24 protein-coding genes and 1 pseudogene are annotated in these 26173 nt (G+C 60.8%); 18 read left to right on the forward strand and 7 right to left on the reverse strand.

Annotated features, from left to right (window positions below; genetic code table 11):
• Positions 1-6 precede the first annotated feature (6 nt).
• The 9 genes from urtC (at position 7) to ACMTA2_RS12040 (ending at position 8213) form a co-directional block, all read left to right on the forward strand.
• Complete coding sequence (urtC, locus tag ACMTA2_RS12000) at positions 7-1194, forward strand: urea ABC transporter permease subunit UrtC (RefSeq protein ID WP_413795011.1); 1188 nt, start codon at positions 7-9, stop codon at positions 1192-1194.
• Positions 1191-1949: an urea ABC transporter ATP-binding protein UrtD gene (gene urtD / locus ACMTA2_RS12005; RefSeq protein WP_413795012.1), complete on the forward strand. Its 759-nt coding sequence runs from the start codon at positions 1191-1193 to the stop codon at positions 1947-1949. Before urtC ends, urtD begins: the two co-directional genes overlap by 4 nt.
• Positions 1950-1959: 10 nt before the next feature.
• Positions 1960-2649: an urea ABC transporter ATP-binding subunit UrtE gene (urtE, locus tag ACMTA2_RS12010; RefSeq protein ID WP_413795013.1), complete on the forward strand. Its 690-nt coding sequence runs from the start codon at positions 1960-1962 to the stop codon at positions 2647-2649.
• Between the two features lie 153 nt (positions 2650-2802).
• Positions 2803-4032 (forward strand): formamidase, encoded by a 1230-nt coding sequence (gene fmdA, locus ACMTA2_RS12015; protein ID WP_413795014.1) that lies wholly within the window; start codon positions 2803-2805, stop codon positions 4030-4032.
• A gap of 36 nt (positions 4033-4068) precedes the next feature.
• Positions 4069-4416: an FmdB family zinc ribbon protein gene (locus ACMTA2_RS12020; protein WP_413795015.1), complete on the forward strand. Its 348-nt coding sequence runs from the start codon at positions 4069-4071 to the stop codon at positions 4414-4416.
• A 14-nt stretch (positions 4417-4430) separates the two neighbouring features.
• Entirely contained in the window at positions 4431-5474 is a 1044-nt protein-coding gene (locus ACMTA2_RS12025; RefSeq protein WP_413795016.1) for an aliphatic amidase, read from the forward strand.
• Positions 5475-5477: 3 nt separating this feature from the next.
• Positions 5478-6521 carry an AAA family ATPase gene (locus tag ACMTA2_RS12030; RefSeq protein WP_413795017.1) on the forward strand — a complete coding sequence of 348 codons (1044 nt, stop codon included), beginning with the start codon at positions 5478-5480 and terminating at the stop codon, positions 6519-6521.
• 150 nt (positions 6522-6671) lie between these two features.
• Positions 6672-7157: an NAD(P)/FAD-dependent oxidoreductase gene (locus tag ACMTA2_RS12035; RefSeq protein WP_413795018.1), complete on the forward strand. Its 486-nt coding sequence runs from the start codon at positions 6672-6674 to the stop codon at positions 7155-7157.
• Between the two features lie 15 nt (positions 7158-7172).
• A complete protein-coding gene (locus ACMTA2_RS12040; protein ID WP_413795019.1) occupies positions 7173-8213 on the forward strand; it encodes a zinc-dependent alcohol dehydrogenase family protein in 1041 nt (346 codons plus the stop codon).
• On the opposite strand, the pseudogene ACMTA2_RS12045 reads toward ACMTA2_RS12040, so the two are convergent.
• From ACMTA2_RS12045 to bamA, 4 genes and pseudogenes are all read right to left on the reverse strand, one after another.
• Positions 8210-8482 (reverse strand): annotated as a pseudogene (locus tag ACMTA2_RS12045) (DKNYY domain-containing protein); the annotation flags it as partial. The gene ACMTA2_RS12040 and the pseudogene ACMTA2_RS12045 sit on opposite strands and share 4 nt — an antisense overlap.
• A gap of 68 nt (positions 8483-8550) precedes the next feature.
• Positions 8551-8637: a small membrane protein YohP gene (locus ACMTA2_RS31540; RefSeq protein WP_442087941.1), complete on the reverse strand. Its 87-nt coding sequence runs from the start codon at positions 8635-8637 to the stop codon at positions 8551-8553.
• An 81-nt stretch (positions 8638-8718) separates the two neighbouring features.
• A complete protein-coding gene (locus ACMTA2_RS12050) occupies positions 8719-8982 on the reverse strand; it encodes a hypothetical protein (RefSeq protein ID WP_003203536.1) in 264 nt (87 codons plus the stop codon).
• Positions 8983-9119: 137 nt separating this feature from the next.
• Complete coding sequence (gene bamA / locus ACMTA2_RS12055; RefSeq protein WP_413795020.1) at positions 9120-11486, reverse strand: outer membrane protein assembly factor BamA; 2367 nt, start codon at positions 11484-11486, stop codon at positions 9120-9122.
• A gap of 225 nt (positions 11487-11711) precedes the next feature.
• On the opposite strand from bamA, the gene ACMTA2_RS12060 reads away from it, so the two are divergent.
• From ACMTA2_RS12060 to ACMTA2_RS12070, 3 genes are all read left to right on the forward strand, one after another.
• Entirely contained in the window at positions 11712-12395 is a 684-nt protein-coding gene (locus ACMTA2_RS12060) for a response regulator (protein WP_413795021.1), read from the forward strand.
• Entirely contained in the window at positions 12392-13654 is a 1263-nt protein-coding gene (locus tag ACMTA2_RS12065) for an ATP-binding protein (RefSeq protein ID WP_413795022.1), read from the forward strand. Before ACMTA2_RS12060 ends, ACMTA2_RS12065 begins: the two co-directional genes overlap by 4 nt.
• 107 nt (positions 13655-13761) lie before the next feature.
• A complete protein-coding gene (locus tag ACMTA2_RS12070) occupies positions 13762-14211 on the forward strand; it encodes a hypothetical protein (RefSeq protein ID WP_413795023.1) in 450 nt (149 codons plus the stop codon).
• Between the two features lie 146 nt (positions 14212-14357).
• Here ACMTA2_RS12070 and ACMTA2_RS12075 read toward each other — a convergent pair whose 3' ends face one another.
• Positions 14358-15041, reverse strand: coding sequence for a response regulator (locus tag ACMTA2_RS12075; RefSeq protein ID WP_413795024.1), 684 nt, complete (start codon positions 15039-15041; stop codon positions 14358-14360).
• Positions 15042-15043: 2 nt separating this feature from the next.
• Entirely contained in the window at positions 15044-16462 is a 1419-nt protein-coding gene (gene baeS, locus ACMTA2_RS12080; RefSeq protein WP_413795025.1) for a sensor histidine kinase efflux regulator BaeS, read from the reverse strand.
• Positions 16463-16574: 112 nt separating this feature from the next.
• On the opposite strand from baeS, the gene ACMTA2_RS12085 reads away from it, so the two are divergent.
• The 3 genes from ACMTA2_RS12085 to ACMTA2_RS12095 are packed head-to-tail and all read left to right on the forward strand — an operon-like array spanning position 16575 to position 22311.
• Positions 16575-17768: an efflux RND transporter periplasmic adaptor subunit gene (locus ACMTA2_RS12085; protein WP_413795026.1), complete on the forward strand. Its 1194-nt coding sequence runs from the start codon at positions 16575-16577 to the stop codon at positions 17766-17768.
• Between the two features lie 2 nt (positions 17769-17770).
• The gene (locus ACMTA2_RS12090) at positions 17771-20917 is read left to right on the forward strand and encodes an efflux RND transporter permease subunit (protein WP_413795027.1); all 3147 of its coding nucleotides are present in this window, start codon (positions 17771-17773) and stop codon (positions 20915-20917) included.
• The gene (locus tag ACMTA2_RS12095) at positions 20914-22311 is read left to right on the forward strand and encodes an efflux transporter outer membrane subunit (protein WP_413795028.1); all 1398 of its coding nucleotides are present in this window, start codon (positions 20914-20916) and stop codon (positions 22309-22311) included. The genes ACMTA2_RS12090 and ACMTA2_RS12095 overlap by 4 nt, the downstream gene beginning before the upstream one ends.
• A 278-nt stretch (positions 22312-22589) precedes the next feature.
• Here ACMTA2_RS12095 and ACMTA2_RS12100 read toward each other — a convergent pair whose 3' ends face one another.
• Positions 22590-23534, reverse strand: coding sequence for a SphA family protein (locus ACMTA2_RS12100; RefSeq protein ID WP_413795029.1), 945 nt, complete (start codon positions 23532-23534; stop codon positions 22590-22592).
• Positions 23535-23740: 206 nt separating this feature from the next.
• Here ACMTA2_RS12100 and ACMTA2_RS12105 point away from each other — a divergent pair, with 206 nt between their 5' ends.
• From ACMTA2_RS12105 to imuA, 3 genes are all read left to right on the forward strand, one after another.
• Positions 23741-24784, forward strand: coding sequence for an AraC family transcriptional regulator (locus tag ACMTA2_RS12105; protein ID WP_413795030.1), 1044 nt, complete (start codon positions 23741-23743; stop codon positions 24782-24784).
• A gap of 134 nt (positions 24785-24918) precedes the next feature.
• On the forward strand, positions 24919-25536 hold the full coding sequence (gene lexA / locus ACMTA2_RS12110) for a transcriptional repressor LexA (protein WP_413795031.1): 618 nt from the start codon (positions 24919-24921) through the stop codon (positions 25534-25536).
• The gene (imuA, locus tag ACMTA2_RS12115; protein WP_413795032.1) at positions 25536-26168 is read left to right on the forward strand and encodes a translesion DNA synthesis-associated protein ImuA; all 633 of its coding nucleotides are present in this window, start codon (positions 25536-25538) and stop codon (positions 26166-26168) included. The genes lexA and imuA overlap by 1 nt, the downstream gene beginning before the upstream one ends.
• The last annotated feature ends 5 nt before the right edge of the window (positions 26169-26173 follow it).

Raw genomic sequence — 26173 nt, forward strand, 5'->3', positions numbered from 1 at the left:
GAGCCAATGAAGCTTTTAGACAAGATGCTGGCGGGTAAGCAGAACCTGTTGGGCGTGGGCCTGTTGGCGCTGCTGATCTTCGTGGTCTTCCCGCTGACCCTGGATGCCTTTCGCCTGAACATGGTGGGCAAGTACCTGACCTATGCCTTCGTCGCTGTCGGCCTGGTGTTGTGTTGGGGCTATGGCGGCATTCTCAGCCTCGGGCAAGGCGTGTTCTTCGGCGTCGGCGGCTACTGCATGGCGATGTTTCTCAAGCTCGAAGCCTCCGACCCGCAGAGCACCAAAATCCAGTCGACGCCGGGCATTCCGGATTTCATGGATTGGAACCAGATCACCGAACTGCCCTGGCTCTGGGTACCGTTCCACAGTTTCAGCTTCACCCTGTTGGCGGTGATCCTGGTGCCGGTAGTGCTGGCCTTCATCATTGGCATGGCGCTGTTCAAGCGGCGGGTGGGGGATGTTTATTTCTCCATCGTCAGCCAGGCCATCGCACTGATTCTCACGGTGCTGATCGTCGGCCAGCAGGGCCTGACCGGCGGCGTCAACGGCATCACCGATCTCAAGACGCTGCTCGGCTGGGACCTGCGCAGCGACAGCGCCAAGTTGCTTTTGTACTTCATTAACGCGGCTTTGCTCTTCGGCTGCATTTTCATCGGCCGCTTCGTCCTCGCGTCCAAGCTCGGGCGGCTGCTGATGGCGATGCGCGACAAAGAGGAGCGGGTGCGCTTCTCCGGTTATGACGTGGCCAGTTTCAAGATTTTCGTGTTTTGCATCGCTGCTGCCTTCTCGGCCATTGGCGGCGCCATGTTCGCCTTGCAGGTGGGCTTCATGTCGCCTTCGTTCGTCGGCATCGTGCCGTCCATCGAGATGGTGATCTTTGCCGCCGTCGGCGGGCGCATGTCGCTGCTCGGCGCGGTGTATGGGGCCTTGCTGGTGAACTACGGCAAGACCTATTTCTCCGAGTCCTTTCCCGAGCTATGGCTGTACCTGATGGGCGGGCTGTTCATTGCCGTGGTCATGTACTTTCCCAATGGCTTGGCCGGACTCTGGGACAGCCATGGTCGCCAGGCCCTTGGCCGCTTATTGCGGCGTACCCCGCAGCAAGCCGCCGTTGCCGCGCCCCTGCCGGAGACGCCGCGCACTGCGCCGCCGACCCCGGCTCCGGAACGTCCTTCGCTGGAGACGCAGCCATGACCGCCGTGGGTTTTCAAATGAACAAGCCGGTGCTGGTTATCGAGGGGCTGACGGTGTCCTTCGACGGTTTCAAGGCCGTGGACAACCTCAACCTGTACATCGACCGCAATGAAGTGCGGGTGGTGATCGGGCCCAACGGCGCGGGCAAGACCACGGTGCTCGACCTGATCTGCGGCAAGACCCGCGCCACCAGCGGCAGCATCCAGTTCGATGGCAAGGAACTGACCACGATGCGCGAGTACAACATCGTCCGTGCCGGCGTCGGGCGCAAATTCCAGAACCCGTCGATCTACGAAAACCTCACGGTGTTCGAGAACCTGGAGATGTCCTACCCGGCGGGGCGCAAGGTGTTTGGCGCGTTGTTCTTCAAACGCAGTGCCGCAGTGATTGCCCGGGTTGAAGAGGTGGCGCGGGAGATCTTTCTCGGCGAACTGCTGCAGCAGCAGGCCGACCTGCTGTCCCACGGCCAGAAGCAGTGGCTGGAGATCGGCATGCTGCTGATGCAGAACCCTGACCTGTTGATGCTCGATGAACCGGTCGCAGGGATGAGCGTCAACGAGCGCGTACAGACTGCGGAACTGCTCAAGCGCATCAGCCAGGGACGCTCGGTGCTGGTGATCGAACACGACATGGAATTCGTCAAGAGCATCGCCCATAAGGTCACGGTGCTGCACCAGGGCAAGGTCCTGGCCGAGGGCAGCATGGAGTCGGTGCAGAACAACCCGAAAGTCATCGAAGTCTATCTAGGCCATTGAGGAAGCAGGCATGTTCAACGTAGACAAGCTGTCCTGTGGTTACGGCCAGAGTCAGATACTCCACGACCTCGACCTGGCCGTGGCCAAGCGCGAAATCGTCGCCGTGATGGGACGCAACGGCATGGGCAAGACCACGCTGTTCAAGAGCTTGATGGGCATCCTTCCGCAGTGGCGGGGGCAGGTCAGCGTCGATGGCCAGGAAGTCTCGAACCTGGAAACCCACGAGCGGGTGGAGCACGGCATCGCCTACGTGCCTCAGGGGCGGATGATTTTCCCCAGCATGACGGTGTTGGAAAACATTCAGACCGGCCTGCCGGCATCGGCCAGGGGCCAGGTGCCCGAAGACCTTTATGCGTTGTTTCCGGTACTCCACGACATGCGCTCGCGCAAGGGGGGCAACCTTTCGGGCGGGCAACAGCAGCAACTGGCGATTGCCCGGGCGCTGGCGACCAATCCCAAGGTGTTGTTGCTCGATGAACCCACCGAGGGCATCCAGCCGTCGATCATCAAGGATATCGCCCGCAGTTTGAAAGAGATCCGCCACCTGCGCGACCTGACCATTGTGGTCTCCGAGCAGGTGCTGTCATTCACCCTGGAAATCGCCGACCGCTTCCTGGTGATCGAGAAGGGTCGCTTCGTGATCGAGGAGACCCGGGACAAGGTCGACGAAGCCACCATCAGTCGCTACCTCTCCGTGTAGGCGCGGCCGGGCGGCGCGATGGTTTATCGGCCCCCTTTGCAGCAGCTGGCAAGCCAGCTCGAAGGGGTACGTCATCCAACGTATTGGCCGATTCGTGCCGCCATTCGAGACTGGTTCCAACGCGGTACATCCCTAATGTTCAGGAGCTTCGCCATGACCGATACCTTGATCAAAGTCGACCTCAACCAGCCCGCCACCGAGAACGAACAGATCCATAACCGCTGGCATCCGGACATTCCCATGGCTTGCTGGGTCAAGCCGGGGGATGACTTTATTCTTGAGACTTACGACTGGACCGCCGGCGCGATCAAGAACAACGACGACGCTTCGGATGTGCGTGACGTCGACCTGTCCACCGTGCACTACCTGTCCGGTCCAGTGGGCGTGCATGGCGCCGAGCCGGGAGATCTGCTGGTGGTCGACCTGTTGGACATCGGCGCCAAGGCCGAATCCATGTGGGGCTTCAACGGTTTCTTCTCGCGGCAGAACGGCGGCGGATTCCTCACGGATCACTTTCCCAGCGCACAGAAAGCCATCTGGGATTTCAAAGGCATGTTCACCAGCTCGCGGCACATTCCCGGGGTCAACTTTGCCGGCCTGATCCACCCCGGATTGATCGGTTGCCTGCCCGACCCGGTCATGCTCGGTGACTGGAACCGCCGCGAGCAGGAGCTGATCGACACCCACCCGACCCGCGTGCCGCCCTTGGCCAACCCCCCGCTGGCCGCCACCGCGCACATGGGCAAGCTCAAAGGCCAGGCCCGGGATGATGCCGCGGCCACGGGCGCACGCACCGTGCCGCCGCGTGAACATGGTGGTAACTGCGATATCAAGGACCTGTCCCGGGGCTCGAAGATTTTCTTCCCGGTCTACGTCAAAGGCGCCGGGTTGTCGGTGGGGGATCTGCACTTCAGTCAGGGCGACGGCGAGATCACCTTTTGCGGTGCTATCGAGATGGCCGGCTGGGTCCATATGAAAGTCGAGCTGATCAAGGGCGGCATGGCCAAGTACGGGATCAAGAACCCGGTGTTCAAACCCAGTCCGATTATCCCGACCTACCAGAACTACCTGATCTTTGAAGGTATCTCGGTGGATGAAGCCGGCAAACAGCACTACCTGGACGTGAATATCGCGTATCGCCAGGCCTGCCTGAATGCGATCAACTACCTGACCAAGTTTGGTTATTCGCCCGCCCAAGGCTATGCACTGTTGGGCTCTGCGCCGGTGCAAGGGCATATCAGCGGCGTGGTCGACATCCCCAACGCCTGCGCGACCCTCTGGTTGCCCACCGAAATCTTCGAGTTCGACATCAACCCCAACGCCAATGGCCCCACCAAACACCTCGACGGCAGTATCGATCTGCCGATCGCCCCGGACCTGTGAGACACGCCCGAGCCCGATCAATGTCCGGAGAGCGCCATGCCGACTTATGAGTACGAATGCCAAACCTGCGGCTCTTTCACAATGTTGCGGCCCATGGCCCAACGGCACGAGTCGTGCCAGTGCCCGTTTTGCGCGGGCCCGGGAGGGCGGTTGCTGTTGTCTGCGCCAGCACTGACGACGTTGTCGAGCAGTCAACGCCAGGCCATGGCGACCAACGAGCGAAGTGCCCACGCGCCGCAGACGCTTGGCGAGTACCAGCAGAACCGTCGTCACCCCAGTGGGTGCAGTTGTTGCGCACCGAGCAAACCGCTGGCCCCGACCAAGGAAAATCCACAGGGGCTCAAGAGTAAAACCGGCTCCAGACCTTGGATGATCAGCCATTAACAGAGGTAAATTTCATGCGTCATGGTGATATTTCCAGCAGCCCGGACACCGTGGGTGTCGCGGTCGTCAATTACAAAATGCCGCGGCTGCATACAAAAGCCGAGGTCATTGAAAACGCCCGCAAGATCGCCGACATCATCATCGGTATGAAAAGCGGCCTCCCCGGCATGGACCTGGTGGTGTTTCCTGAATACAGCACCATGGGCATCATGTACGACCACGATGAGATGATGGCGACTGCCGCCAGCATTCCAGGCGAAGAGACTGCGATCTTTTCCGCCGCGTGCCGTGCGGCAGACACGTGGGGGGTGTTTTCACTGACCGGTGAGCGTCATGAGGAACATCCCCACAAAGCCCCGTACAACACGTTGGTGTTGATCAATAACCAGGGCGAAATCGTCCAGAAATACCGCAAGTGCATTCCCTGGTGCCCTATAGAAGGTTGGTATCCGGGTGATCGGACCTATGTCTGCGAGGGTCCCAAGGGCCTGCAAATCAGCTTGATCATTTGTGATGACGGCAACTACCCGGAGATCTGGCGCGACTGTGCAATGAAAGGGGCGGAGTTGATCGTCCGTTGCCAGGGCTATATGTACCCGGCCAAAGAGCAGCAGGTGATGATGTCCAAAAGCATGGCCTGGGCCAATAATTGCTATGTGGCCGTGGCCAATGCGGCCGGCTTCGATGGGGTTTATTCCTACTTTGGTCACTCGGCGATTATTGGCTTCGACGGTCGCACCCTGGGTGAATGCGGTGAAGAGGAAATGGGCATTCAGTACGCACAATTATCCGTTTCGCAAATCCGCGATGCGCGAGCGAACGATCAATCACAGAATCATTTGTTCAAGCTGCTGCATCGCGGTTACACCGGCGTCTATAACTCCGGGGACGGCGACAAGGGCGTGGCTGACTGCCCGTTCGACTTTTACCGCACCTGGGTACTGGATGCGCAGAAGGCCCGGGAAAACGTCGAAAAACTGACCCGTAGCACCGTCGGCGTGGCTCATTGCCCGGTGGGAGAAATTCCCCACGACGGTAAAGAAAAATACGCAGGCTAAACCGTGCCTTTGGTGAATGATCGCATCGACCCAAACCACCCACAGCCTGGCCTGACCAGTGCATCACCAACAGCCGATTTGTTGACCTCGCGCTTCGTCTTCAATCCCGCCCAAGTCATGGCGTTGTTGCGCAGTCGAATTGTCGGCCAGGAACAGGCCATGAGCGCGGTCGAGGCGTTGCTAAACGTGGTTAAGGCCGATATTGGTGACCGTGAGAGGCCGTTGACGGTGAACCTGTTCATGGGGCCGACCGGTGTCGGCAAGACCGAAATCGTCCGCTTGCTGGCACTGGCCATACACGGTCGCGCCGATGCTTTTTGTCGCATCGACATGCACACCCTGGCCCAGGAGCATTACTCGGCGGCGCTCACCGGAGCGCCACCTGGTTATGTGGGGAGTAAAGAGGGCGTTAGTCTGTTCAATAGCGAATTGATCCAAGGTACCTACAGTCGCCCTGGCATCGTGCTGTTCGATGAACTGGAAAAGGCCAGCAAGGAAGTGGTGCGCAGCTTGTTGGGTATTCTTGAGAACGGTCAACTGACCTTGGCAGGCGGTAGCCGGACGCTGGATTTTCGCAATAGCCTGATCTTCATGACCAGTAACATTGGAGCCCGGCAAGCGACCACCTACAGGGAACGTTTTTCACGCGGTTGGCGGCGCTGGCTCGGCATCGCCCCACATGGTGAGCAGGCTATGTTGGAGCTAGCGTTGCACGCCTGGTTCGAACCGGAATTTCTAAACCGCATTGATCGCATCCTGGTTTTCCAACGCATCGAAACCCAGTGGCTGGAAGCGTTGTTGCAGATCGAACTGAACAAACTCAATCAACGTCTCGGTCAGCATCGCCGTACGCTGGTCCTGGACGTTGCGGCAAGCGACTGGCTGTGCCGAAAGCATGACCCGCGCTTCGGTGCTCGGGCCCTGACAAGGCGAGTGCGGGTTGAGCTGGAGCCTGCCATCGCTGAGTGTCTGCTGGTTTATCCGCAGGCAATGCAGATGACTGCGACGGTCGAATCAAACAGGCTCACCGTTGTTCCATTGACGTAAGAGACGACACCGGATCGCGGTCCGCCGTGATATCCCGCTTGCCGGCGATCCTGACCCGCATCCAGTGCCTCGTTGTCGGTTCAGCAGTGCATCAAGCTGCAGAGTGTTGACGCGTGCATAAGCATGCATCGGTGGCTGAAGTGGTCAGGGTTGGAAAAGACCCGTTGGTTGAGTGATCAAAGTACGCCGGTACTCGATGACGGGATTTATCGTCGAGTCCTCAAGCAACGGCTTTTCGAGCGTAAACCGATGTTCGAGGCGATAACACCAACCGGCGTGATCTGGTCTGATGGGCAGCACACTGAGGTTGATAGTTTGGTGTTTGCTACAGGATTTCGCCCTAACCTGAAATTTTTGAGCGGGTTGGAATGCCCAGGCGATGAATATTGGGCTCATCGTAACGGGCAGGCGAAGCATCTGCCCGGACTGTATTTTGTCGGTCTGCCGAAACAACGGAATTTTGCTTCAGCGACACTCAGAGGTGTCGGCCAGGATACTTCCCCTTCGAATACCAGTACAGCTGCAACCTCTAAGCGACAGAGATTTTTACGTGCAGGGGGATTTGTGGTTACTGTTGGCGTTGGTTCGCGGCAAGGCCTGTCCGCGAACCCGGATTCAGACATAGCGCTTTTCTAAAGTAGAGGGATTCTCATGAAAGCCGTAGTTTACGAAGCCTTTTCCCAACCCCCGCGTTTGATGACCGTCGAAGACCCGACCCCTGAGCGTCACGGTGTGGTTGTTCAGGTTCTTGGCACGGGCGTCTGCCGAAGCGACTGGCATGGCTGGAAAGGCCATGACCCTGATATTCAACTGCCCCATGTGCCCGGTCACGAACTGGCAGGGATCGTGGCTGAGGTGGGGAGGGATGTCACCCGGTGGAAGGTGAGCGATCGCATCACCGTGCCTTTTGTCGGTGGCTGTGGGGCATGCCCGGAATGCAATAGCGGCAACCAGCAGGTGTGCCACAGCCAGTTTCAGCCGGGCTTCACCCATTGGGGCTCTTTCGCCGAGTATGTGGGGATCCACAAGGCGGATTTGAATCTGGTTGCGCTGCCGGAGAGCATGGACTTCGCCACGGCGGCGAGCCTGGGCTGTCGTTTCGTCACCTCGTTCCGTGCGGTTGTCGATCAAGGCAAGGTCTCGGCGGGCCAGTGGGTGGCGGTTCATGGCTGTGGTGGGGTGGGGTTGTCCGCAGTGATGATCGCCCACGCTATCGGAGCGAACGTCATCGCCATCGATATCTCCGACGATAAGCTCAAGCTTGCCCAGTCGCTCGGTGCCGTCGCGACGGTCAACGCAAGCCGGGTGGCGGATGTCACCGAGGCGGTACTCGAGATTACGAAGGGCGGCGCTCACGTTTCGCTGGATGCCCTGGGCCATCCTACGACCTGCTTCAACTCCATCAATAATCTGAGGCGGCGCGGCAAGCATGTCCAGGTCGGTTTGATGCTGGCGGACCACAGCACGCCGGCAATCCCCATGAGCAAGGTCATTGCCTACGAGCTGGAGATCTGCGGCAGCCATGGTATGCAGGCTCACCGTTACGGCGCGATGATGGAGATGATCACGTCCGGCAAGCTGGCGCCTGAAAAACTGGTTGGCAAGACCATCAGCCTTGAACAATCGATTGATGCGCTCATGAACATGGACCGGTTTGACACGGCAGGCGTTACGGTCGTGACGCAGTTCTAGGCGTTCGCCGCCGGCTGGCCGAGGGATTCCCGATAATGCGCTTCGTCGACTTCGGTCAGGGTTGCATAACCGTCGTAGTGATAGAGGCGATGTTGGTCACGGGCGTAGCGCTCATTCAGGAATTGGAGGGTCGTCAGGTCGATCCGCTTGGCGCTCAGCGGGCGTCGGTGGCAGAACAACTTGCGCGTGCCCAGTTGCAGGAAATCGGGATGGGGCACGCGTACTTCATCAGGGTCGAATGCCACCTCCAGCGGCATCCGTCCCTGTGATTGTCATGTTATTGCGATCTGCTCTCCGGGGAGATAGAACACCAGGCCAATGATCGCCGCCGCCATGCTCAGAAAATGAACTTGAACAGCGCAATCACCACGATCAGGCCAATCAGGAAGATGATACCTACGGTACCGCCAAGGAATTTCAACATAAGAACGCTCTCATCGGATGGGCTTAATCGTCTAGACCGCTACCGATAACGCTCGTTTCGTTGAATATTCATTCGTGGTGATCAATGAACCGCAAAGGACCTTGGCACCGGCACATGCTCGAATTTGGAAATGGTCTTGATCCAGTAGCGGCGATAGTCCGTCTGGTCCGGCGCCAGCGGTTTGTGGCTGGACCATGGATGTTTCTCCTTCAGGCTGGCGCGGTACGCTTCCCATTCTTTCTGCTCGGCCACTTCCCGGGCTTTGCTCCGGTCATCGAACCAGCCCAGAACGTAAGCTTCGCCTTGGTCCGTGCCGTGCGCTATCAGCAAATAAATCTCTGTCATGACTGACCTACCATTCTGTCCTGCACCCCAGTCGCGGGGTCTTATCCTGGGTATCGGCCGTTATCCTCTGTTTTTGAGATTTATTGGTGAGCTGCGTTTGTTGCGCAGCAACCCCTGCTTATGACTGACCCCACCGCTTAAAACGTCTGCCCCAAGGAAAACTGGAACACCTGCGTATCAGCGTTATCCGGCGTTCGGACCGGAAAGGCGACGTTGGCGCTCAACGGGCCCAGCGGGCTATACCAGGTCACCCCGACCCCCACCGAACTGGCCATCTGGCCGAGGTCGACCCCATCGCATCCCTGGGTGGTGCTCAGGTAGCACTTGTCGGAATAGACGCTACCGACGTCCCAGAACACCGAGGTACGCAGTGATTTGTTGTCTTTGATGAAGGGCAGTGGGAACAGGTACTCCACGCCGCCGGTGATCAGTATGTTGCCGCCCAGTGACTCGGTGTCCCGGTCCGAGTAGTAGGCTTGGCCGGCGCTGGCATAGGTACCGGTGGCCGGCGTGTTCCGCGGGCCGAGGGTGCCGCTTTCAAAGCCGCGCACCGAGCCTTCGCCACCGGCGGTGTAGTTTTCATAGAACGGCAGGCCGTCCGTCGAACCGTAGCTATTGCCGTAGCCGAGTTTGGTGTGTAAACGCAGCGAGGTGGCGTCGGTGACCGGCAGGAAGGCCTGCCCGGTGTAGTCGATCTTGTAGAAGCTCAGATCGCTGCCAGGCACCGTCGCCATCAGGTTCAGGCTTTGCGAATGTCCCCGAGTGGCCAGCACGCCCTTGTTCAGGGTCGATTCGGACCAGCCGAGATTAGCCTTGAAGTTGGTGAAGTCTTTGCCTTCACGCTCGATGAAATCGTAGATCTCATCGGCGCTGTAGGTCCCCGGTTCGATGCTGTCATGTTGCACCGTCACGCCGAGATTCAACCGTGAGGTTTCATTGATCGGGTAGCCGAGGGAGGTGCCGGCGCCGTAGCTATTGATGGAATAGTACGAATAATCGTCATCGTAATATTCGTTGTAATCAGTGGCGTTGTAGAACAGGTTGTAGCCCAGGCTCACGCCATCTGGCGTGAAGTAGGGATCGGTAAAGCCGATGTTGTACTTGCTTTGGTAGGACGAGCGGGTCAGGCCCAGGCTGGCGTAGTTGCCGGTGCCGAGAAAGTTGTTCTGGGTGATCGAGCCGCCAAGGATCAGGCCGGCGCTTTGCGAGAAACCGACGCTGGCGCTGATCGAGCCGGAAGCCTGCTCTTCGACGCTGTAGTTCACATCGACCTGGTCATCGACGCCCGGCACCGCTGGTGTCTCGACGTTGACTTCCTTGAAGAAGCCCAGGCGCTCCAGGCGGGTCTTGGACTGGTCGATCAGGTAGGTCGACGCCCAGCCACCTTCCATCTGGCGCATTTCACGGCGCAGCACTTCGTCCTCGGACTTGGTGTTGCCACGGAAGTTGATGCGGTTGACGTAGGCGCGCTTGCCCGGGTCCACGGCGAAGGTGATGTCGACGGTGTGGTCTTCATCATGGGGCTGTGGCACGCCGTTGACGTTGGCGAAGGTGTAGCCCTCGTTACCCAGGCGACGGGTGATCAGCTCGGAGGTGGTGGTCATCAGCTTGCGCGAGAACACCTGGCCCTTCTGCACCAGCAGCAGCGACTTGACCTGGTCTTCAGGCACTTTCAGGTCGCCACTGAGCTTGACGTCACGAACGGTGTACTTCTCGCCTTCGTTGACGTTGACGGTGATGTAGACGTGCTTCTTGTCCGGGGTGATGGAGACCTGGGTCGAAGCGATATCCATGTTGATGTAGCCACGGTCCAGGTAATAGGAGCGCAGGCGCTCCAGGTCACCGGAGAGCTTTTCACGGGCGTACTTGTCGTCGTTCTTGAAGAACGACAGCCAGTTGGTGGTCTTGAGTTCGAACAGGTCGATCAGGTCTTCGTCGGGGAATACCGTGTTGCCCACCACGTTGATGTGCTGGATGGCTGCCACGGTGCCTTCGTTGATGTTGACCTTCAGGCCGACGCGGTTGCGCGACTGCGGCACCACTTCGGTGTCGACGGTGGCCGAGTAGCGGCCCTGGGCAACGTACTGGCGTTGCAGTTCGTTACGCACACCTTCGAGGGTGGCGCGCTGGAAGATCTCGCCTTCGGCCAGGCCGGATTGCTTGAGGCCTTTCATCAGGTCTTCAGTGGAGATCGCCTTGTTGCCTTCGATCTCGATACTGGCGACCGACGGGCGCTCGACTACCGTGATGACCAGGACATTGCCGTCACGGCCCAGCTGGATATCTTGAAAGAAGCCGGTCTTGAACAGCGCACGCGTGGACTCCACCAGGCGCCGCTCATCCGCGTTGTCACCGACGTTCAACGGCAAGGCACCGAAGACGCTGCCAGCGGAAACGCGCTGGAGGCCGTTGATACGAATATCGGAAATTTTGAAGCCTTGGGCGTGGGCAAGTGTGACATTGAGTAGCAGTGCAGCCGAGCAGAGCAGGCGCGAAAAATTCATCAAGATCTTATCCAGGACACATCGACAGGTGGTGTAGGTGGACGCGGATATCTCACCGCAAGACGAGTCACCGCGGGAGCGAGCGGGCTGGTGGCGAGCAAGCATAAAAGTTCGCTGCGTTTGGTGCGGTTAACCCAATGTCAAGTTAGGTAAAGGTTGGCCTGCGGCGATGACGGTGCGCGGCACACGGGCGATAATGGGCCGACACCTACTCAAGAGCGCCCCATGATCTCTGTATTGCTAGTCGACGATGACCAGGAACTGACGGGAATGCTCAGCCAATACCTGGAGCGCGAAGGCTTTGAGGCGACTGCCGTGCACACGGGGGAGGAAGGCGAGGTGCAAGCGCTGTCCGGTCGCTACAGCATCGTGGTGCTGGACGTGATGCTGCCGCGATTGTCGGGTATCGAGGTGCTCAGGCGCATTCGGGCCGTGAGCCAGGTGCCGGTGGTGTTGCTGACGGCTCGTGGTGACAACATCGACAAGATCACCGGTCTGGAGCTGGGTGCCGATGACTATGTGCCCAAGCCCAGTTCGCCGGGGGAACTGGTGGCGCGTTTGCGGGCGATCATGCGCCGGGTGCAGCCAGTGGATCAGCCCACCAGTGAAGTCATCAGGACCGGGCCGCTGGTCCTGTGGCCCGGCAAGCGCCAGGCGCTCTGGCAGGGACGCGAGCTGGGGGTGACCAGCACCGAGTTCAGTTTGCTCGAGGAACTGGCCCGTTGTGCCGGGCAAGTGGTGAGTAAACAGAACCTGTCGCTCAATGCCTTGGGCTGCCCCTTGACTCGCTATGACCGGCGCATCGATGTGCACATCAGCAGCATTCGCCACAAACTGGGACCGCGCCCCGATGCCAAGGCCTGGATTCAGAGCGTGCGCGGTCTCGGTTACCTGTTGATCGCCGAATGATGAAGCCCAGCCGGCTGTTCTGGAAACTGTTCCTGGCGTTCTGGCTCGCCACCAGCTTGACGTTTTTGGTCGGGTTGGGCTTCTTGGTCATCGGCAGTTCCAGGCCTGGTGATCCTCATCTGGAAACGGTCCTTGCCACAGAAGAGCAGCTATTGCGACAGTTTGGCATCGAGTCGGGCCGGCAATTGCTGGCGGTGTGGGAACACCCGGATGACCAGGCCGTTGGCGTCTATGACAGCACAGGTCAGCTGTTGGCCGGCACGCCAGTGCCGCAACCGGCCTACGAACGGTCGATCATCGGCAAGGACGGCATCGTGCTGTCCCTCAAGTCAACCCATCCCTTGGGCAAAAAAGGCGACAGAGGGCCGAGCCACTGGACGCCGTTGATCATCGGCACGGTCATGAGTGCGCTGTTCAGCGGTTACATGGCGTTCTACCTGGCATGGCCGCTGGCCTATCTTCGGCGCGCCATGAGTGACGTGGCCCAGGGGCGCTTCGAGATCCGAGTCAAGCCGATCATGGGCGCGCGACGTGATGAAATCGTCGATCTGGCCGAAGACTGCGACCGAATGGCCAACCAGTTGAAGCTGTTGGTAGACGCCCAGCAACACTTGCTGCACGACATCTCCCACGAATTGCGCTCACCGCTGACCCGCATGCAAGCGGCCATCGGGCTGCTGCAGCAAGATCCGGCTCGTCTGGAAATGGTGGGGCGTATTGATCGTGAGTCGGTGCGCATGGACACGCTGATCGAAGCGCTGTTGACCCTGGCACGCCTGCAGGGGCGACCGGAGAGTATCGAGCGCGAGCCAATCGATGTGGTCGAGTTGCTGTCGGTGATCGTCGAGGACGCCCGATTTGAAGCGCAAATGAAAGGCTGCCAGGTCACCTTGCAGGCATGCCCGGCATTTGTCAGTCGGGTCAGCGGTGAGCTGTTGTATCGGTGCTTCGAGAACGTCATTCGAAACGCGGTGCGCCATACCCGGCCAAACACCACGGTGATGATCGTGGCCGAGGTCAATGGCGCCGCAGACGGCCTGACGGTGCAGATCAGCGATCAGGGGCCGGGTGTTGAACATTCGCGGCTACAGAGCATTTTCAGCCCGTTCGAACGTGGCTTGAACGAAGCCAGTGCCGGCTTCGGCCTGGGGCTGGCCATTGCCTCAAGGGCCGTGGAAATACACGGTGGCACCATCCTGGCGCGCAACGAGCCGTCCGGTGGGTTGACTGTGGAAATCAGCTTGCCTCGTAGGGCGTGATCTTTACACGATATTACATTGGCTTGACGGCCCTGTACGCCCCGCCTCAGTAGACTTTGCGCTCAAACTTACTCAGCGTTTGCTGGTGTTTCAGCGTGGAGGTGTTCATGTTTCTGGTTCATAAGAAGGGTTTCGTTCCCGGCAAGAGAATGGTTGACGGTCTGGTGCCTTATGACTTCTTCTGCGAAGACAATCCGAGCCTTAACCTGTTTGTCTTCACCGGTTCCGCCACCCCGGGTAAGGTGGTCGAGGAACAGACACTCTGGGGATTTACCCGTATTGAGCGTTTTGAAGCACTGAGCGGCACCCTGGTGTCGAACAATAAGCAGAAGGGCTGGTTCCAGAAGGTCAATGTACTCACCGGCCCCGCCCAGAACGGCACGCAAGGCGTGAAGTTCCAGCGGGTGCTGAAAATCATCAAGCACACCGATGCATCGAGCCGGGTCGCCAGCAAGGCCGACTACGAGATCCAGACAGACGAAGGCGACACCTACTTCACCCGACGGCCTGCTACGGGGGGCAGTGCGCAAACCATTATCTATTCGGCGGATCAATAGAGCCCCTCAGCATCTGTGTCGCTGACCCACCGCTTTCGCGAGCAAGCCCGGCTCCCACAGTTTTTTCGAGTGTTCACAGACCTCGCATACGCCACAAATCCTTGTGGGAGCGAGCTTGCTCGCGAAGGCGGCGGCACATCCAAGCTTCAAACGTCAGCAAGCTGAAACCGATAGCCCACCCCATACAACGACTCGATAGGATTCTCCGCCGGGCAGGCCTGTTCGAGCTTGCGCCGCAGATTACGGATATGGCTGTCTACCGTACGATCGGTAACCACTCGATGATCGGAATAGATCCGGTCGAGCAATTGATCCCGGGAAAACACCCGCCCCGGGGACTGGGCCAGTGTGCTGAGCAGGCGCAGTTCCAAGGGCGTCAGGTCCAGGGCGATGCCATCGAGTGAAGCCTGGTAGCGATCTTCGTCAATCAGCAGCCGGGCTGGCGCGGTGACGAGAAGTTGCGGGCTGCGCCGCAGGATCGCCTTGACCCTGGCCACCACTTCACGCGGGCTGAAGGGTTTGCAGATGTAGTCGTCGGCCCCCAGGTCCAACCCGAGCAGGCGATCGACTTCCTCCACGCGGGCAGTGATCATGATGATTGGCACGGCACTGAAGCTGCGCAGCTCCTGGCACACTTGCAGGCCGTCGCGCCCCGGCAGCATCAGGTCGAGCAGGATCAACCGCGGCTCGCTGGCCCGTACCGCCGGCACCACTTGAAGGCCATTGTCCAGGCACTGTGTCGCGTAGCCGGCGGCGATCAGGTAGTCGCGCATCAATGCGGCCAGTTTGGGTTCGTCTTCGACGATAAGGATTGGGCTGTCAGGGGTCATGTTCAGGCATTCCGTGGTAGACGCAGGATCAGCCAAAGGCCGCCCAAAGGCGAGTGATCGGCGCTGAGGCTGCCGCCATGGGCCAGGGCGATGCTGTGACAGATGGCCAGTCCCAGGCCGGCGCCGCCACTGGCGCGATTGCGTGAGGTTTCGCCGCGGTAAAAACGCTCGAACAGTCGCGGCAGTTGATCCGCATCGACCCTGGGGCCAGAGTCGAGAAAATCAATGCGTACGACGTCGTCCTCGCTGGTGGCACGAATGCGCAGCACGCCACCCTCGTCGGTATAACGCACCGCGTTTTCCAACAGGTTGCTGAACAGTTGCTGCAAGCGTTTGGGATCGGCCTCCAACCGTAGCGGCGTTGTCGGCAGCTCCAGCTCCAAACGCAGATGCCGGGCATTGCAGCGCTCCTTGAACATCGCCACGCAACCGTCCAGCAAGTCGTTGAGATCGCATTCGCTCTTGCGGTAGGTCAGCGCGCCGACATCGGCCAGGGACAGTTCGTAGAGATCATCCACCAGTTTGCTGAGCATGCTGACTTCGCCTTGCAGCGATTTCATCGAGGATGGGTCGAGAGTGCGCACGCCGTCTTCGATGGCTTCCAGCTCGCCGCGCAATACCGACAACGGGGTGCGCAGTTCGTGGGATACATCGGCCATGAATTCCCGGCGCATTTTTTCGTTGCGTTCCAGCGTATACGCCAGCTGGTTGAAGTCTCGGGCCAGCTGACCGACTTCGTCATTGGAGGCCACCGACACGCGGTTGCTGTATTCCCCGGCGGCCAACCGGTGCGTGGCGGCGGCCACTCGCTTGACCGGGTCAAGCAGGGTACGGGCGATCCACCAGGCAATCAGCATCGCCAACAGCAACGAGAGCACGCCCACGGCCAGGCTGGTGCGCACCAGGTACTGACGAAAGCGTTCACCGCCAGCTTCGGTCACGTTCTGGAACGGCGTCACCGCCAGCCAGCCGACGGTTTTGCCGGCGACTTCGATCGGGCGCATCAGGGCGTCGTCGCCAATGGCCGAATAACCCATGACCAATTGCTTTTGTTGGTCGAGCAGGGCGAGGCGAAACACCGCCCCGGTCAGGTCGGACATCGGCATGGGGGGGCGCCCTGGGTGGGTGGTGTTTTCGCCCGGTTCCGGACGCAGGAGCTCGAACCAGCGATCCGGCTGGTTGCGCAGGAATTCCCAGTCGCCTTCGCGCTCGTAGGCCTTGGCCAGGCGAGGGAGCACCGGCTTCATGCGCAACAGTGCCTGTTCGTTGAGGTAGTCGAGAAAACCGTTGCCAAAGCTCCAGCCGTTGGCCGCCCCCATGCTCAGGATGACAAACAGCACGCTGGCCATGACGGCAATAAACAATTTGGTGGAGATGCTCAGTTTCATGGGCTCGGGCAGTTCGATGAATGGCCCGACCATTTAGGCCCTGGTGCGATGAAGATTCAAGGGCGGCGGGCAATCTTCAATTTTCCTGCACATTTGCCTCGCAGTATGGCGCCTGGCTTGAACCATCCGTCTTGCAGAGGCATTTATGTCGACCAAATTATTCGCCAAATCCCTGGTGACCGCCGCCATCCTGGTGTGCTTGATCGTTTTGTTCACGTTGGGCGGTTGCTCCGGCGAATCGGCACCCACGCCCGAACCGCCCAAGGTCTCGGTGATCACCGTGCAGCCGCAAAGTCAGGCGCTGACCACTGAGCTGGCCGGACGCACCCAGGCGTTCATGGTCGCCGAGATACGCCCGCAGGTCGGCGGTATCGTCCAGCAGCGGTTGTTTGTCGAAGGGGCCGAGGTCAAGGCCGGGCAGGCGTTGTATCAACTGGATGCTTCCTCTTACAAGGCCGCATTGGCTGAGGCCCAGGCGAACCTCGCCAAGGCACGCGCCACCTTGAAGTCGGCCCAGGCCACGGCCAAGCGTGATGCCCAGCTGGTAAAGATCGATGCCATCAGCCAGCAGGACAACGAGGATGCCCAGGCCAGCCTGCTGACCGCCGAAGCGGAAGTGCAAGTGGCCCAGGCCGATGTCGACACCGCACGCATCAACCTGGCGTATACCCGCATCAGTTCCCCCGTCAGTGGGCGCATCGAAACCTCGACGGTCACGCCCGGCGCACTGGTGGTGGCCAACCAGGACAGCGCACTGACCACCGTGCAGCAGTTGGACCCGATGTATGTAGACGTCACCCAGTCGACCACCGAACTGTTGCGGCTCAAGCGCGACCTGGCCAGCGGTGCGCTGCAAAGCAATGGCGAAGGTGAAGCGCGGATCAGCCTCAAGCTCGATGACGGCAGCACCTATGCCCATGAAGGTCGCTTGAAGTTCAGTGGGGTCAGCGTCAATGAGGGCACGGGCACGGTGACCCTACGGGCGCAAATCGCCAACCCGGACCGACTGTTGTTGCCGGGCATGTACGTGCGGGCGGTGCTGGAGCAGGCGCGGGATGACAAGGCCATCCTGATTCCACAGAAGGCGGTGACCCGCAGTGCCAGCGGTGCGACTTCGGTGCTGGTGGTGGTCAATGGCAAAGTCGAGCAGCGCATGCTGACCATCGACCGCGCCGTGGATAACCAGTGGTGGGTCACGGCGGGGCTGAACGCGGGAGACCAGGTGATTGTCGAGGGCGGGCAGAAAGTCCGGGTCGGTGCAACCGTCGTGGCACAGAACGCCGGCACCCGCAGCCGTACGCAGAAAGCGACGCCTGTTGCCATTGCGCAGGAGGGTTGAACATGGCGCGTTTCTTTATCGACCGGCCGATTTTCGCCTGGGTCATCGCCATCGTCATCATGCTCGCTGGCGCCTTGTCCATCAGCCAGTTGCCCTTGGAACAGTACCCGGACATCGCGCCGCCGACGGTGCGCATTTCCGCGACCTACACCGGCGCCTCGGCCAAGACCGTGGAAGACTCGGTAACCCAGGTCATCGAACAGCAAATGAAGGGCCTGGACAACCTGACCTACATGTCGGCCTCCAGCAGCTCGGATGGCAGCGCCAGCATCAGCCTGACCTTCATCGCCGGCACCAACCCGGACGTGGCCCAGATGCAAGTGCAGAACAAGCTGCAACAGGCCGAGTCGAGGCTGCCGCAGTCGGTGCAAAGCGAGGGCCTGACCGTGACGAAGGGCGGTTCGGACTTCCTGATGATTGCCGCCCTGGCCTCTGACAATCCGAGCGTCACCGGCACGCAGATCGGCGATTACATTTCCAGCACCTTGCTCGATTCCATCAGCCGCATCGACGGTGTCGGCGATGTGCAGACATTGGGCTCCGGCTATGCCATGCGCATCTGGCTGGACCCGGCCCTGCTGGAAAAATACGCGCTGATGCCTTCAGATGTCAGCACGGCCCTGGAGTCACAGAACACCGAGGTTTCTGCCGGTCAACTCGGTGCCGTGCCAGCGGTGAAGGGGCAGCAGTTGAACGCCACCATCAGCGCCCGCAGCAAGCTGCAAACCGTCGAAGAGTTTCGCAATGTGGTGGTCAAGTCCAGCAGCGACGGTGCGGTGGTGCTGCTTGGGGATGTGGCGCGGGTTGAATTGGGCAGTGAAAGCTACGACGTCAGTTCTGCCCTCAACGGCAAACCTGCTGCCGCCATGGGCGTCCAGCTCGCCGCCGGGGCCAACGCCCTGAACGTGGGCGAGGCGGTGAAGGCCAAGCTCAAGGAGCTGGAGCCGTTCTATCCGACGGAGATGCAACTCAAGAACGTGATTGCCTACGACACGACACCCTTTGTCAGCCTGTCCATCGAAGAAGTGGTCAAGTCACTGGGCGAGGCGATTGTCCTGGTGGTGCTGATCATGTTCCTTTTCCTGCAGAACCTGCGGGCCACGTTGATCCCCGCGATTACGGTGCCGGTGGTGCTGCTGGGGACATTCGGCGTGCTGGCGCTGTTCGGTTATTCGATCAATACCCTGACCATGTTCGCCATGGTCCTGGCCATCGGCCTGTTGGTGGACGACGCGATTGTGGTGGTGGAGAACGTCGAGCGGGTAATGGGCGAGCAGGGGCTCTCGGCCCTGGACGCCACGCGCAAGTCGATGGATGAAATCACCAGCGCCCTGGTCGGCATCGCCCTGGTGCTCAGTGCGGTGTTCATTCCCATGGCGTTTTTTGGTGGCTCCACAGGCGTTATCTACCGGCAGTTTTCGGTCACCATCGTCTCGGCCATGGTGCTCTCGGTACTCGTCGCCATGACGTTGACGCCGGCATTGTGCGCGACCTTGCTCAAGCCGTCCGATGGTCAGGGCCATGGCGCTCAACGTGGATTCTTCGGCTGGTTCAACCGCACGTTCGAGCGCGCTGCCGAGGCCTATAAACGTCAGGTGGGGGGCATTTTGCAGCGCGGGCGCGTCGGCTGGCTGGTGTATGGGCTGGTACTGCTGGTGATGGCCGCCGGTTATTTCAGCCTGCCGACCTCGTTCCTGCCTGACGAAGACCAGGGCATTCTCATGGCCCAGGTGCAGTTGCCAGTCGGGGCCACGGACAGCCGCACGCAAGTGGTGGTCAAGCAGTTCGAAAGCTACTTGCTCGAACAGCCGGAAGTCGAAGCGCTGATCAGCATTTCCGGCCTGGGCATGAACGGCAACAGCCAGAACAGTGCCCGTGCATTTATCCGGCTCAAGGATTGGAGCGCGCGTACGGGAGCGGGGCAGGATGCGGCGTCCTTCGCCCAGCGCGCGACCATGGCGCTGTCGAGCATCGGCGATGCCAATGTGTTCGTCATGCAACCGCCGGCCGTGCGCGGCCTGGGGCAGACGTCGGGCTTCGACCTGCAACTCAAGGACCTCGCCGGCCTGGGGCATGACACGCTAGTGGCGGCACGGGAAAAACTCATTGAGCTGGCCAACCAGGACCCTCGCTTGCTCGGCGTACGCAGCAATGGCCTTGACGACGCACCGCAGCTCAAGGTCAGCATCGATGATCGCAAGGCCGGGGCCTTGGGCCTGAGCACCAGCGACATCAACACCACGCTGTCCACGGCGTTGGGCGGCACTTACGTCAATGATTTCCTCAACCAGGGGCGGGTGAAGAAGGTCTACGTCCAGGGTGAGGCTGCGGCGCGGATGCAGGCGGCTGACCTGGAGCACTGGTTCGTGCGCAACAGCAACGATGAAATGGTGCCGTTTTCCTCGTTCGCCAGCAGTTCCTGGAGCTACGGCTCGCCGTTGCTGGAACGCTACAACGGCAACGCCTCGCTGGAGGTGGTTGGCGATCCGGCGCCCGGCGTCAGTTCCGGGGACGCCATGGATGCGGTGGAAGCGCTGGTCAAGCAATTGCCGGAGGGCATCGGCTACGAGTGGACCGGGCAGTCTTATCAGTTGCGCCTTTCCGGTTCGCAGGCACCGTTGCTGTACGGGATTTCGGTGCTGTTCGTGTTCCTCTGCCTCGCTGCGCTCTATGAGAGTTGGTCGGTGCCTTTCTCGGTGATGCTGGTGGTGCCGCTGGGGGTGGTGGGCGCGGTGCTGGCCACCCGTGTCAGTGGCTTGAGCAACGACGTGTACTTTCAGGTCGGGTTGTTGACCACCGTGGGGTTGGCGGCCAAGAACGCTATTCTGATCGTCGAGTTCGCCAAGCACCTGCAAGAACAGGGCAACAGCTTGCGCGAGGCTACGCTGATCGCCGTGCGCCAACGCCTGCGGCCGATTCTCATGACGTCCCTGGCCTTCATGTTCGGCGTCTTGCCCCTGGCCCTGAGTAGCGGCGCCGGTTCCGCCGGACGCCAGGCCATCGGTACCGGTGTGCTGGGCGGCATGTTGTCCGCCACGGTGCTTGGGATTTTCTTCGTCCCGTTGTTTTTCGTGCAGATTCGCCGGCGTTTCGGCCGCGTTTCCACGGCTTCGACCTCTGTTCCATCCGCCCAGTCAGGTGACGCATGATCAAGTTTCGCTGGCCATTGCTGGCCATCCTCACGCTGTTAGGTGGCTGCATGAATCTTGCGCCACAGTATGAACGCCCTGAGGCGCCAGTCTCCGAGCAATGGCTGCCGGTCGCCAGCACGCCCAAGGGCGAGGTGAGCGCCGATATCGAGTGGCAAAATTTCTTCACCGACAGCCGCCTGGCGCGCTTGCAGTCCCTGGCGCTGAGTAACAACCGCGACCTGCGCCTGGCGGTCCTGAACGTTGAAAAGGCCCAGGCGCAATACCGCATCCAGCGCGCCGAGTCCTTGCCTTCGATCGATGCCAGTGTCAGTGGCACCCACAGTCGCACGTCCGGTTCGTTGTCCAACACGGGCTCGGCGGCCACCACCCATGACTACAGTGCGCAACTGGGGTTGAGCAGTTATGAAGTGGACCTGTTTGGACGGGTGCAGAACCTTCAGGACGAAGCCCTGGAAGACTATCTGTCCCTGACCGAAACCCGACGCAGCACGCAGATCAGCCTGGTGGCCGAAGTGGCGACGGCCTGGCTGACCCTGGCGGCCGACAACGAGCGCCTGCACCTGGCCCAGGAGACCTTGCGCAGTCAGCAGGCGACCTACGAGCTGACCCAGCGCAGCCATGCCTTGGGCGGCTCCTCCGGTCTGTCCGTGGCCCAGGCGCAAACCACTGTGGAGTCGGCGCGGGTCGACGCGGCGGCGTATGAAAGCCAGATCCTGCAGGATCGCAACGCATTGCGCCTGCTGGTGGGCAGCGACATTCCCGAAGAGTTGTTGCCGGGCGCGTACCTGGAATCGGCCGCGGCGCTGGTGCAGGTGCCGGCAGAGCTGCCTTCCAGCCTGTTGCAACGACGCCCCGATGTGCTGGCCGCCGAGCACACGCTCAAGTCGGCCAATATCGACATCGGCGCCGCCCGTGCGGCGTTCTTTCCCAGCATCAGCCTGACGGCCAATGCCGGTTCCTCAAGCTCGGCCTTGTCCGGCCTGTTCAAGTCCGGCAGTGGCGCATGGACGTTTGCCCCGAGCATCAGCCTGCCGATCTTCGATGCCGGCAGTAACCGCGCGACGCTGGACTCGGCCAAGACGGAGCGCGAGATCCAGGTGCAGACCTACCAGCAAACACTGCAGAGCGCATTCAAGGAAGTGGCCGATGCCCTGGCGGAGCGCAGCACGCTGGATCGCCGTATCGAGGCCCAACAGGCCTTGACCGACGCCAGCCGCAAGAGCTTCGAACTCTCCGACGCGTTATACCGTGGCGGTTCGCAAAGCTATCTCGAAGCCCTCGACGCCCAGCGCTCCCTGTACAGCGCGCAGCAGGACCTGATCACCCTGCGCCTGACCGAGCAGAGCAACCGCGTGACGTTGTACAAGGTGATGGGCGGCGGCTGGAATTAAGGAGTCCCTCTGTGGGAGCTGAGCTTGCTCGCGATAGCGTCAGCACCTTCAACACCCCTGCAAACTGACCCGCCGCCATCGCGAGCAAGCTCAGCTCCCACAGGGAATTGTGGCGAACGCCAGGCCACCCGATCGATCCCCATCCTGTGGGAGCGGGCTTGCTCGCGAAGGCGTCAGCACATCCAACATCACCGCAAACAGACCCATCGCCATCGCGAGCAAGCTCGCGAAGCAGGCGACGCGGTCTTATGAAAAACAAGCGATATGGCTGCATCCATTCAAAACGCAAACGGAATACTGATCTTGGCCCAGAGCATTTCGCCTTCGGTGCGGTTCTCCACAGCAAATTCCTTGGCCCAGCGAATCTCGGCGCTGGCGTACTTGAGGAAGGTCAGGTGCAGCGCCGGGCCGATGGCGAAGACCTGGCCGCGTACCCCATCGTCCACGTCCTGCCCGGCGAATTGCACGGTGCGGCCGTACTGTTTGTCGTCGGTGGTCTGCTTGAGGTAGTAGCCGTTGAGCCCCAGCCTCAGGTTGTCGGTCACGCGGTAGCTGGCGGAATAATCGAAATGGAAAATCTGCCCTGAACGGTAGTCGGTGTCTTTGTTTTTGCGGTTGAAGCTGTAGGTGGTTTTCATCGACACCTCGGTGTCTTGCGTGGGCAACCAGGTGAAGGAAAACAGCGGCTTGTAGGTGTAGAAATTGTTGCTGGTGTTGGCCAGTCGATCGGTACTGTATTCGCCGGTCGGCACGGTGATTTCCACCGCCGCGGCCAAGGTCAGGTCCTTGCCCATGTCCCACAGCACGATGGGCGAAATGGTGGTGTCGCCCATGCCCTCGCGGGTGTCATGCAGGCCGAACACCGAGACTTCCTGCTTGATCCAGGGCTGGGCAATGTAGATCCCCGCGCGCCCACCGGCCACCCGCCACGGGCTCAGGTAGTCGATACGCGGGACCACTGCCGTGGATTCGATTTCGACGTCCGGCAGTTCCCCACCCAACGAGCTGATGTTGAATTTCCGGGCCTTGTAATGGTTGTAGTAGAGGTTGAACGCGACCATGTGGTCGGGAAGGCTGTCGACTTCCAGCGGCAATACGAGAAAGCCGTCGGTGCCTGGGCCGATGTTGTCGACCCCCGATTCGGTAGCCCAGGCGGGCAGGGCACCGCCGCAGGCCAGGCCGAGGGTCAATTGCAAGGCGAATGTCGTGCGGATCGGGTTCATGGGAGGGCTCATTATTATTGTTGGAAATGCACCGGAGGTCCGAGTCATACAAATAAGCCGTTCACCGCTGACAGGGCAGGGTTTTGGCGGCCAGACAGGGGACTTGGGCGGCCAGATTTTTGTGCCCCTCTCTGCGGCGGCTCATGCTAACTTTATGAAATAACCGGTTACAAAAACGCCACCTAACGTGCTCCGGAACCCGTCCCATGCAGATGAAAGTCATCGACCCCACTTATGAATTGGCGCTGGTATCGCCATTCCTGCTGCAAACCCTGGCCGAGGTGGTGGCGGACAAGGGCTTCGATGCCGCCAGACTGTGTCGCGGCCTGGGGTTCGGCCTCGATGATCTGCAAGATCCCGCCCAGCGCATCTCCTACCGCCAGGCCGTGATCATGATCCAGCGGGCACTCAAGCTGTTGCCCGGGCAGGGATTGGGGTTGTGGGTGGGGGACCGCAACGTGCTTGGCACCCTTGGTCTGCTCGGTCATGTCTTGTCGCTGTGCGAAACCCTGCGCGATGCCTTCGCCCTGGGGGTTCGTTACCAGCACACCACCGGCGGCATCGCGGTAACCGGTGTCGAAGAGGCCACGGACCGGATCATGGTCGAGGCGACTTGCCGCCTGCCTTTCGCCGAGATCCAGGTGTTTGCCGTGGAAGAGTTCTTCGCCAGCCTGATGGTCTATGGCCGGGCGCTGGCGGGGCCCGATTTCAAGCCACTGGCCGTGGAATTCATGCATGCCGCGCCGTCCTATGCCCAGGAATACCTGCGGATATTGGGGCCGGAGGTGCGCTTCGGTTGTCGGCACAATCGCATGCTGATCGATGTGCGCTGGTTGGACATGCGTTTGCCCAATCACCACCCGTTGGCCCTGCGCCAGGCATTGGCCTTGCTGGAGCAGGAGGCCACCGAGGTCCACCAGAAGATCGACCTGATCCAGACCGTGGAACGGGCAATTGCCAGGGACCTGACCTGTGGCAGCCACATCGAGAAAATCGCCAGCGACCTCAACATGAGCAGTCGCACCTTGCGTCGGCGCCTGACCGAACACAGCCTGACCTTCGAGACCTTGCTCGAACAGGTGCGCCGCGGCCGCACCCTGAACCTGCTCGCCAACCCCGAGCTGTCCATCGAACGCATCACCGAAGAAGTCGGCTACAGCGATGTGCGCAGTTTCCGCCGGGCGTTCCGGCGCTGGACCGGCATGAGCCCGAGCGCGTTTCGCAATGAGGGGCAAAACGCCGGGGCATGACAATTGAGCAGTAGGCAGGTGTCCACGGCTGCTGCACCGCCGAGCGGGAGCAAGCCCCCTCGCCACGATGACGTGTGCCGGCGAGCTGTGAACTGACTGGCGGCGCTTGTCAGGAAAACCCCGAAAGAGTACAAATGTACTCCATGACGACTCTATCCCCCCGCCGCACCGCCATCCTGACTTTTATCCGCGAACGCATCGCCGATCAGGGTCAACCTCCCAGCCTCGCTGAAATCAGCGAGGCGTTCGGTTTTGCCTCTCGCAGCGTGGCGCGCAAGCATGTGCTGGCGCTGACCGAAGCCGGTTTCATCGAAGTCAATCCGCACCAGGCCCGGGGCATTCGCTTGCTGAACCAGCCGCCACGGCTCGAGTTGCTGGACGTGCCGGTGCTGGGGCGAGTGGCTGCCGGGCTGCCGATCGGTGCCGATGCCGAGGTCCACAGTCGCTTGATGCTGGACCCGGCGATTTTCACCAAGGCACCGGATTATCTGCTGCGGGTCCAGGGCGACTCGATGATCGAGGATGGCATTCTCGACGGCGACCTGGTGGGCGTACAGCGCATGCCCCAAGCCTCCAACGGCCAGATCGTCGTGGCGCGCCTGGATGGCGAAGTCACCATCAAGCGCTTCGAGCGCATCGGCGAACGGGTGCGCTTGCTGCCGCGCAACCCGGCCTACCAGCCGATCATCGTCGAGGCCGACCAGGACCTGGCGATAGAAGGGGTGTTCTGTGGCCTGGTGAGGCAAGGCTGATGGGCGCAGTCGTTGCGCTGGACACGCTGTTCAACGGCGGCCAGGTCTGGAAGGGCCGGCCTGCGCCGCCAGCCGCCAGCCCGCAACCCACTGGCCACGAAGCACTGGATGCGGCGTTGCCCAGTGGTGGCTGGCCGGAAGCGGCGTTGACGGAACTGCTTATCGCCGCACCGGGCGTGGGTGAGTTGCAATTGGTGTGGCCGACCCTGGCGCGGCTGTCGGCGGCGGGGGAGCGGATCGTGTTGGTGGCGCCACCTTTCGTGCCCTATCCCCAGGCCTGGCAGAACGCTGGCGTCGACCTGCGCCAGTTGTCGGTGATCCGCGCCGATGAGCGTGATGCCCTGTGGGCCACCGAACAATGCCTGCGTTCGGGCAGTTGTGGCGCGGTGCTGTGCTGGCCCCGCCAGGCGGACGACCGGGCCTTGCGCCGCTTGCAAGTGGCGGCGGAAACCGGCCAGACCCTGGCATTTGCCTGGCGCTCGATCCAGGACGCCATCAACCCGTCGCCGGCGGCCTTGCGCATCGCCATCGATACCCGGCCTGCGCAGTTGCGCGTGCTCAAGTGTCGGGGCGGGCTGGCCCGTTCGGCGCCGATTGCCTTTGCCACGCTCGTCCCGCAAACCGGGCATTGAGGTTG

The organism is Pseudomonas medicaginis (assembly GCF_965119365.1).
Taxonomy (GTDB): domain Bacteria; phylum Pseudomonadota; class Gammaproteobacteria; order Pseudomonadales; family Pseudomonadaceae; genus Aquipseudomonas.

Coding starts and splice junctions, on each gene's coding strand:
- ACMTA2_RS12060 (WP_413795021.1), top strand. CDS start 11,712: ATGATCTCTGTATTGCTAGTCGACGATGACCAGGAACTGACGGGAATG.
- ACMTA2_RS12100 (WP_413795029.1), bottom strand. CDS start 23,534: ATGAACCCGATCCGCACGACATTCGCCTTGCAATTGACCCTCGGCCTG.
- ACMTA2_RS12095 (WP_413795028.1), top strand. CDS start 20,914: ATGATCAAGTTTCGCTGGCCATTGCTGGCCATCCTCACGCTGTTAGGT.
- lexA (WP_413795031.1), top strand. CDS start 24,919: ATGTACTCCATGACGACTCTATCCCCCCGCCGCACCGCCATCCTGACT.
- fmdA (WP_413795014.1), top strand. CDS start 2,803: ATGACCGATACCTTGATCAAAGTCGACCTCAACCAGCCCGCCACCGAG.
- urtD (WP_413795012.1), top strand. CDS start 1,191: ATGACCGCCGTGGGTTTTCAAATGAACAAGCCGGTGCTGGTTATCGAG.
- imuA (WP_413795032.1), top strand. CDS start 25,536: ATGGGCGCAGTCGTTGCGCTGGACACGCTGTTCAACGGCGGCCAGGTC.
- ACMTA2_RS12105 (WP_413795030.1), top strand. CDS start 23,741: ATGCAGATGAAAGTCATCGACCCCACTTATGAATTGGCGCTGGTATCG.
- ACMTA2_RS12065 (WP_413795022.1), top strand. CDS start 12,392: ATGATGAAGCCCAGCCGGCTGTTCTGGAAACTGTTCCTGGCGTTCTGG.
- ACMTA2_RS12090 (WP_413795027.1), top strand. CDS start 17,771: ATGGCGCGTTTCTTTATCGACCGGCCGATTTTCGCCTGGGTCATCGCC.
- bamA (WP_413795020.1), bottom strand. CDS start 11,486: ATGAATTTTTCGCGCCTGCTCTGCTCGGCTGCACTGCTACTCAATGTC.
- ACMTA2_RS31540 (WP_442087941.1), bottom strand. CDS start 8,637: ATGTTGAAATTCCTTGGCGGTACCGTAGGTATCATCTTCCTGATTGGC.
- urtE (WP_413795013.1), top strand. CDS start 1,960: ATGTTCAACGTAGACAAGCTGTCCTGTGGTTACGGCCAGAGTCAGATA.
- ACMTA2_RS12025 (WP_413795016.1), top strand. CDS start 4,431: ATGCGTCATGGTGATATTTCCAGCAGCCCGGACACCGTGGGTGTCGCG.
- baeS (WP_413795025.1), bottom strand. CDS start 16,462: ATGGTCGGGCCATTCATCGAACTGCCCGAGCCCATGAAACTGAGCATC.
- ACMTA2_RS12050 (WP_003203536.1), bottom strand. CDS start 8,982: ATGACAGAGATTTATTTGCTGATAGCGCACGGCACGGACCAAGGCGAA.
- urtC (WP_413795011.1), top strand. CDS start 7: ATGAAGCTTTTAGACAAGATGCTGGCGGGTAAGCAGAACCTGTTGGGC.
- ACMTA2_RS12040 (WP_413795019.1), top strand. CDS start 7,173: ATGAAAGCCGTAGTTTACGAAGCCTTTTCCCAACCCCCGCGTTTGATG.
- ACMTA2_RS12075 (WP_413795024.1), bottom strand. CDS start 15,041: ATGACCCCTGACAGCCCAATCCTTATCGTCGAAGACGAACCCAAACTG.
- ACMTA2_RS12085 (WP_413795026.1), top strand. CDS start 16,575: ATGTCGACCAAATTATTCGCCAAATCCCTGGTGACCGCCGCCATCCTG.
- ACMTA2_RS12070 (WP_413795023.1), top strand. CDS start 13,762: ATGTTTCTGGTTCATAAGAAGGGTTTCGTTCCCGGCAAGAGAATGGTT.
- ACMTA2_RS12020 (WP_413795015.1), top strand. CDS start 4,069: ATGCCGACTTATGAGTACGAATGCCAAACCTGCGGCTCTTTCACAATG.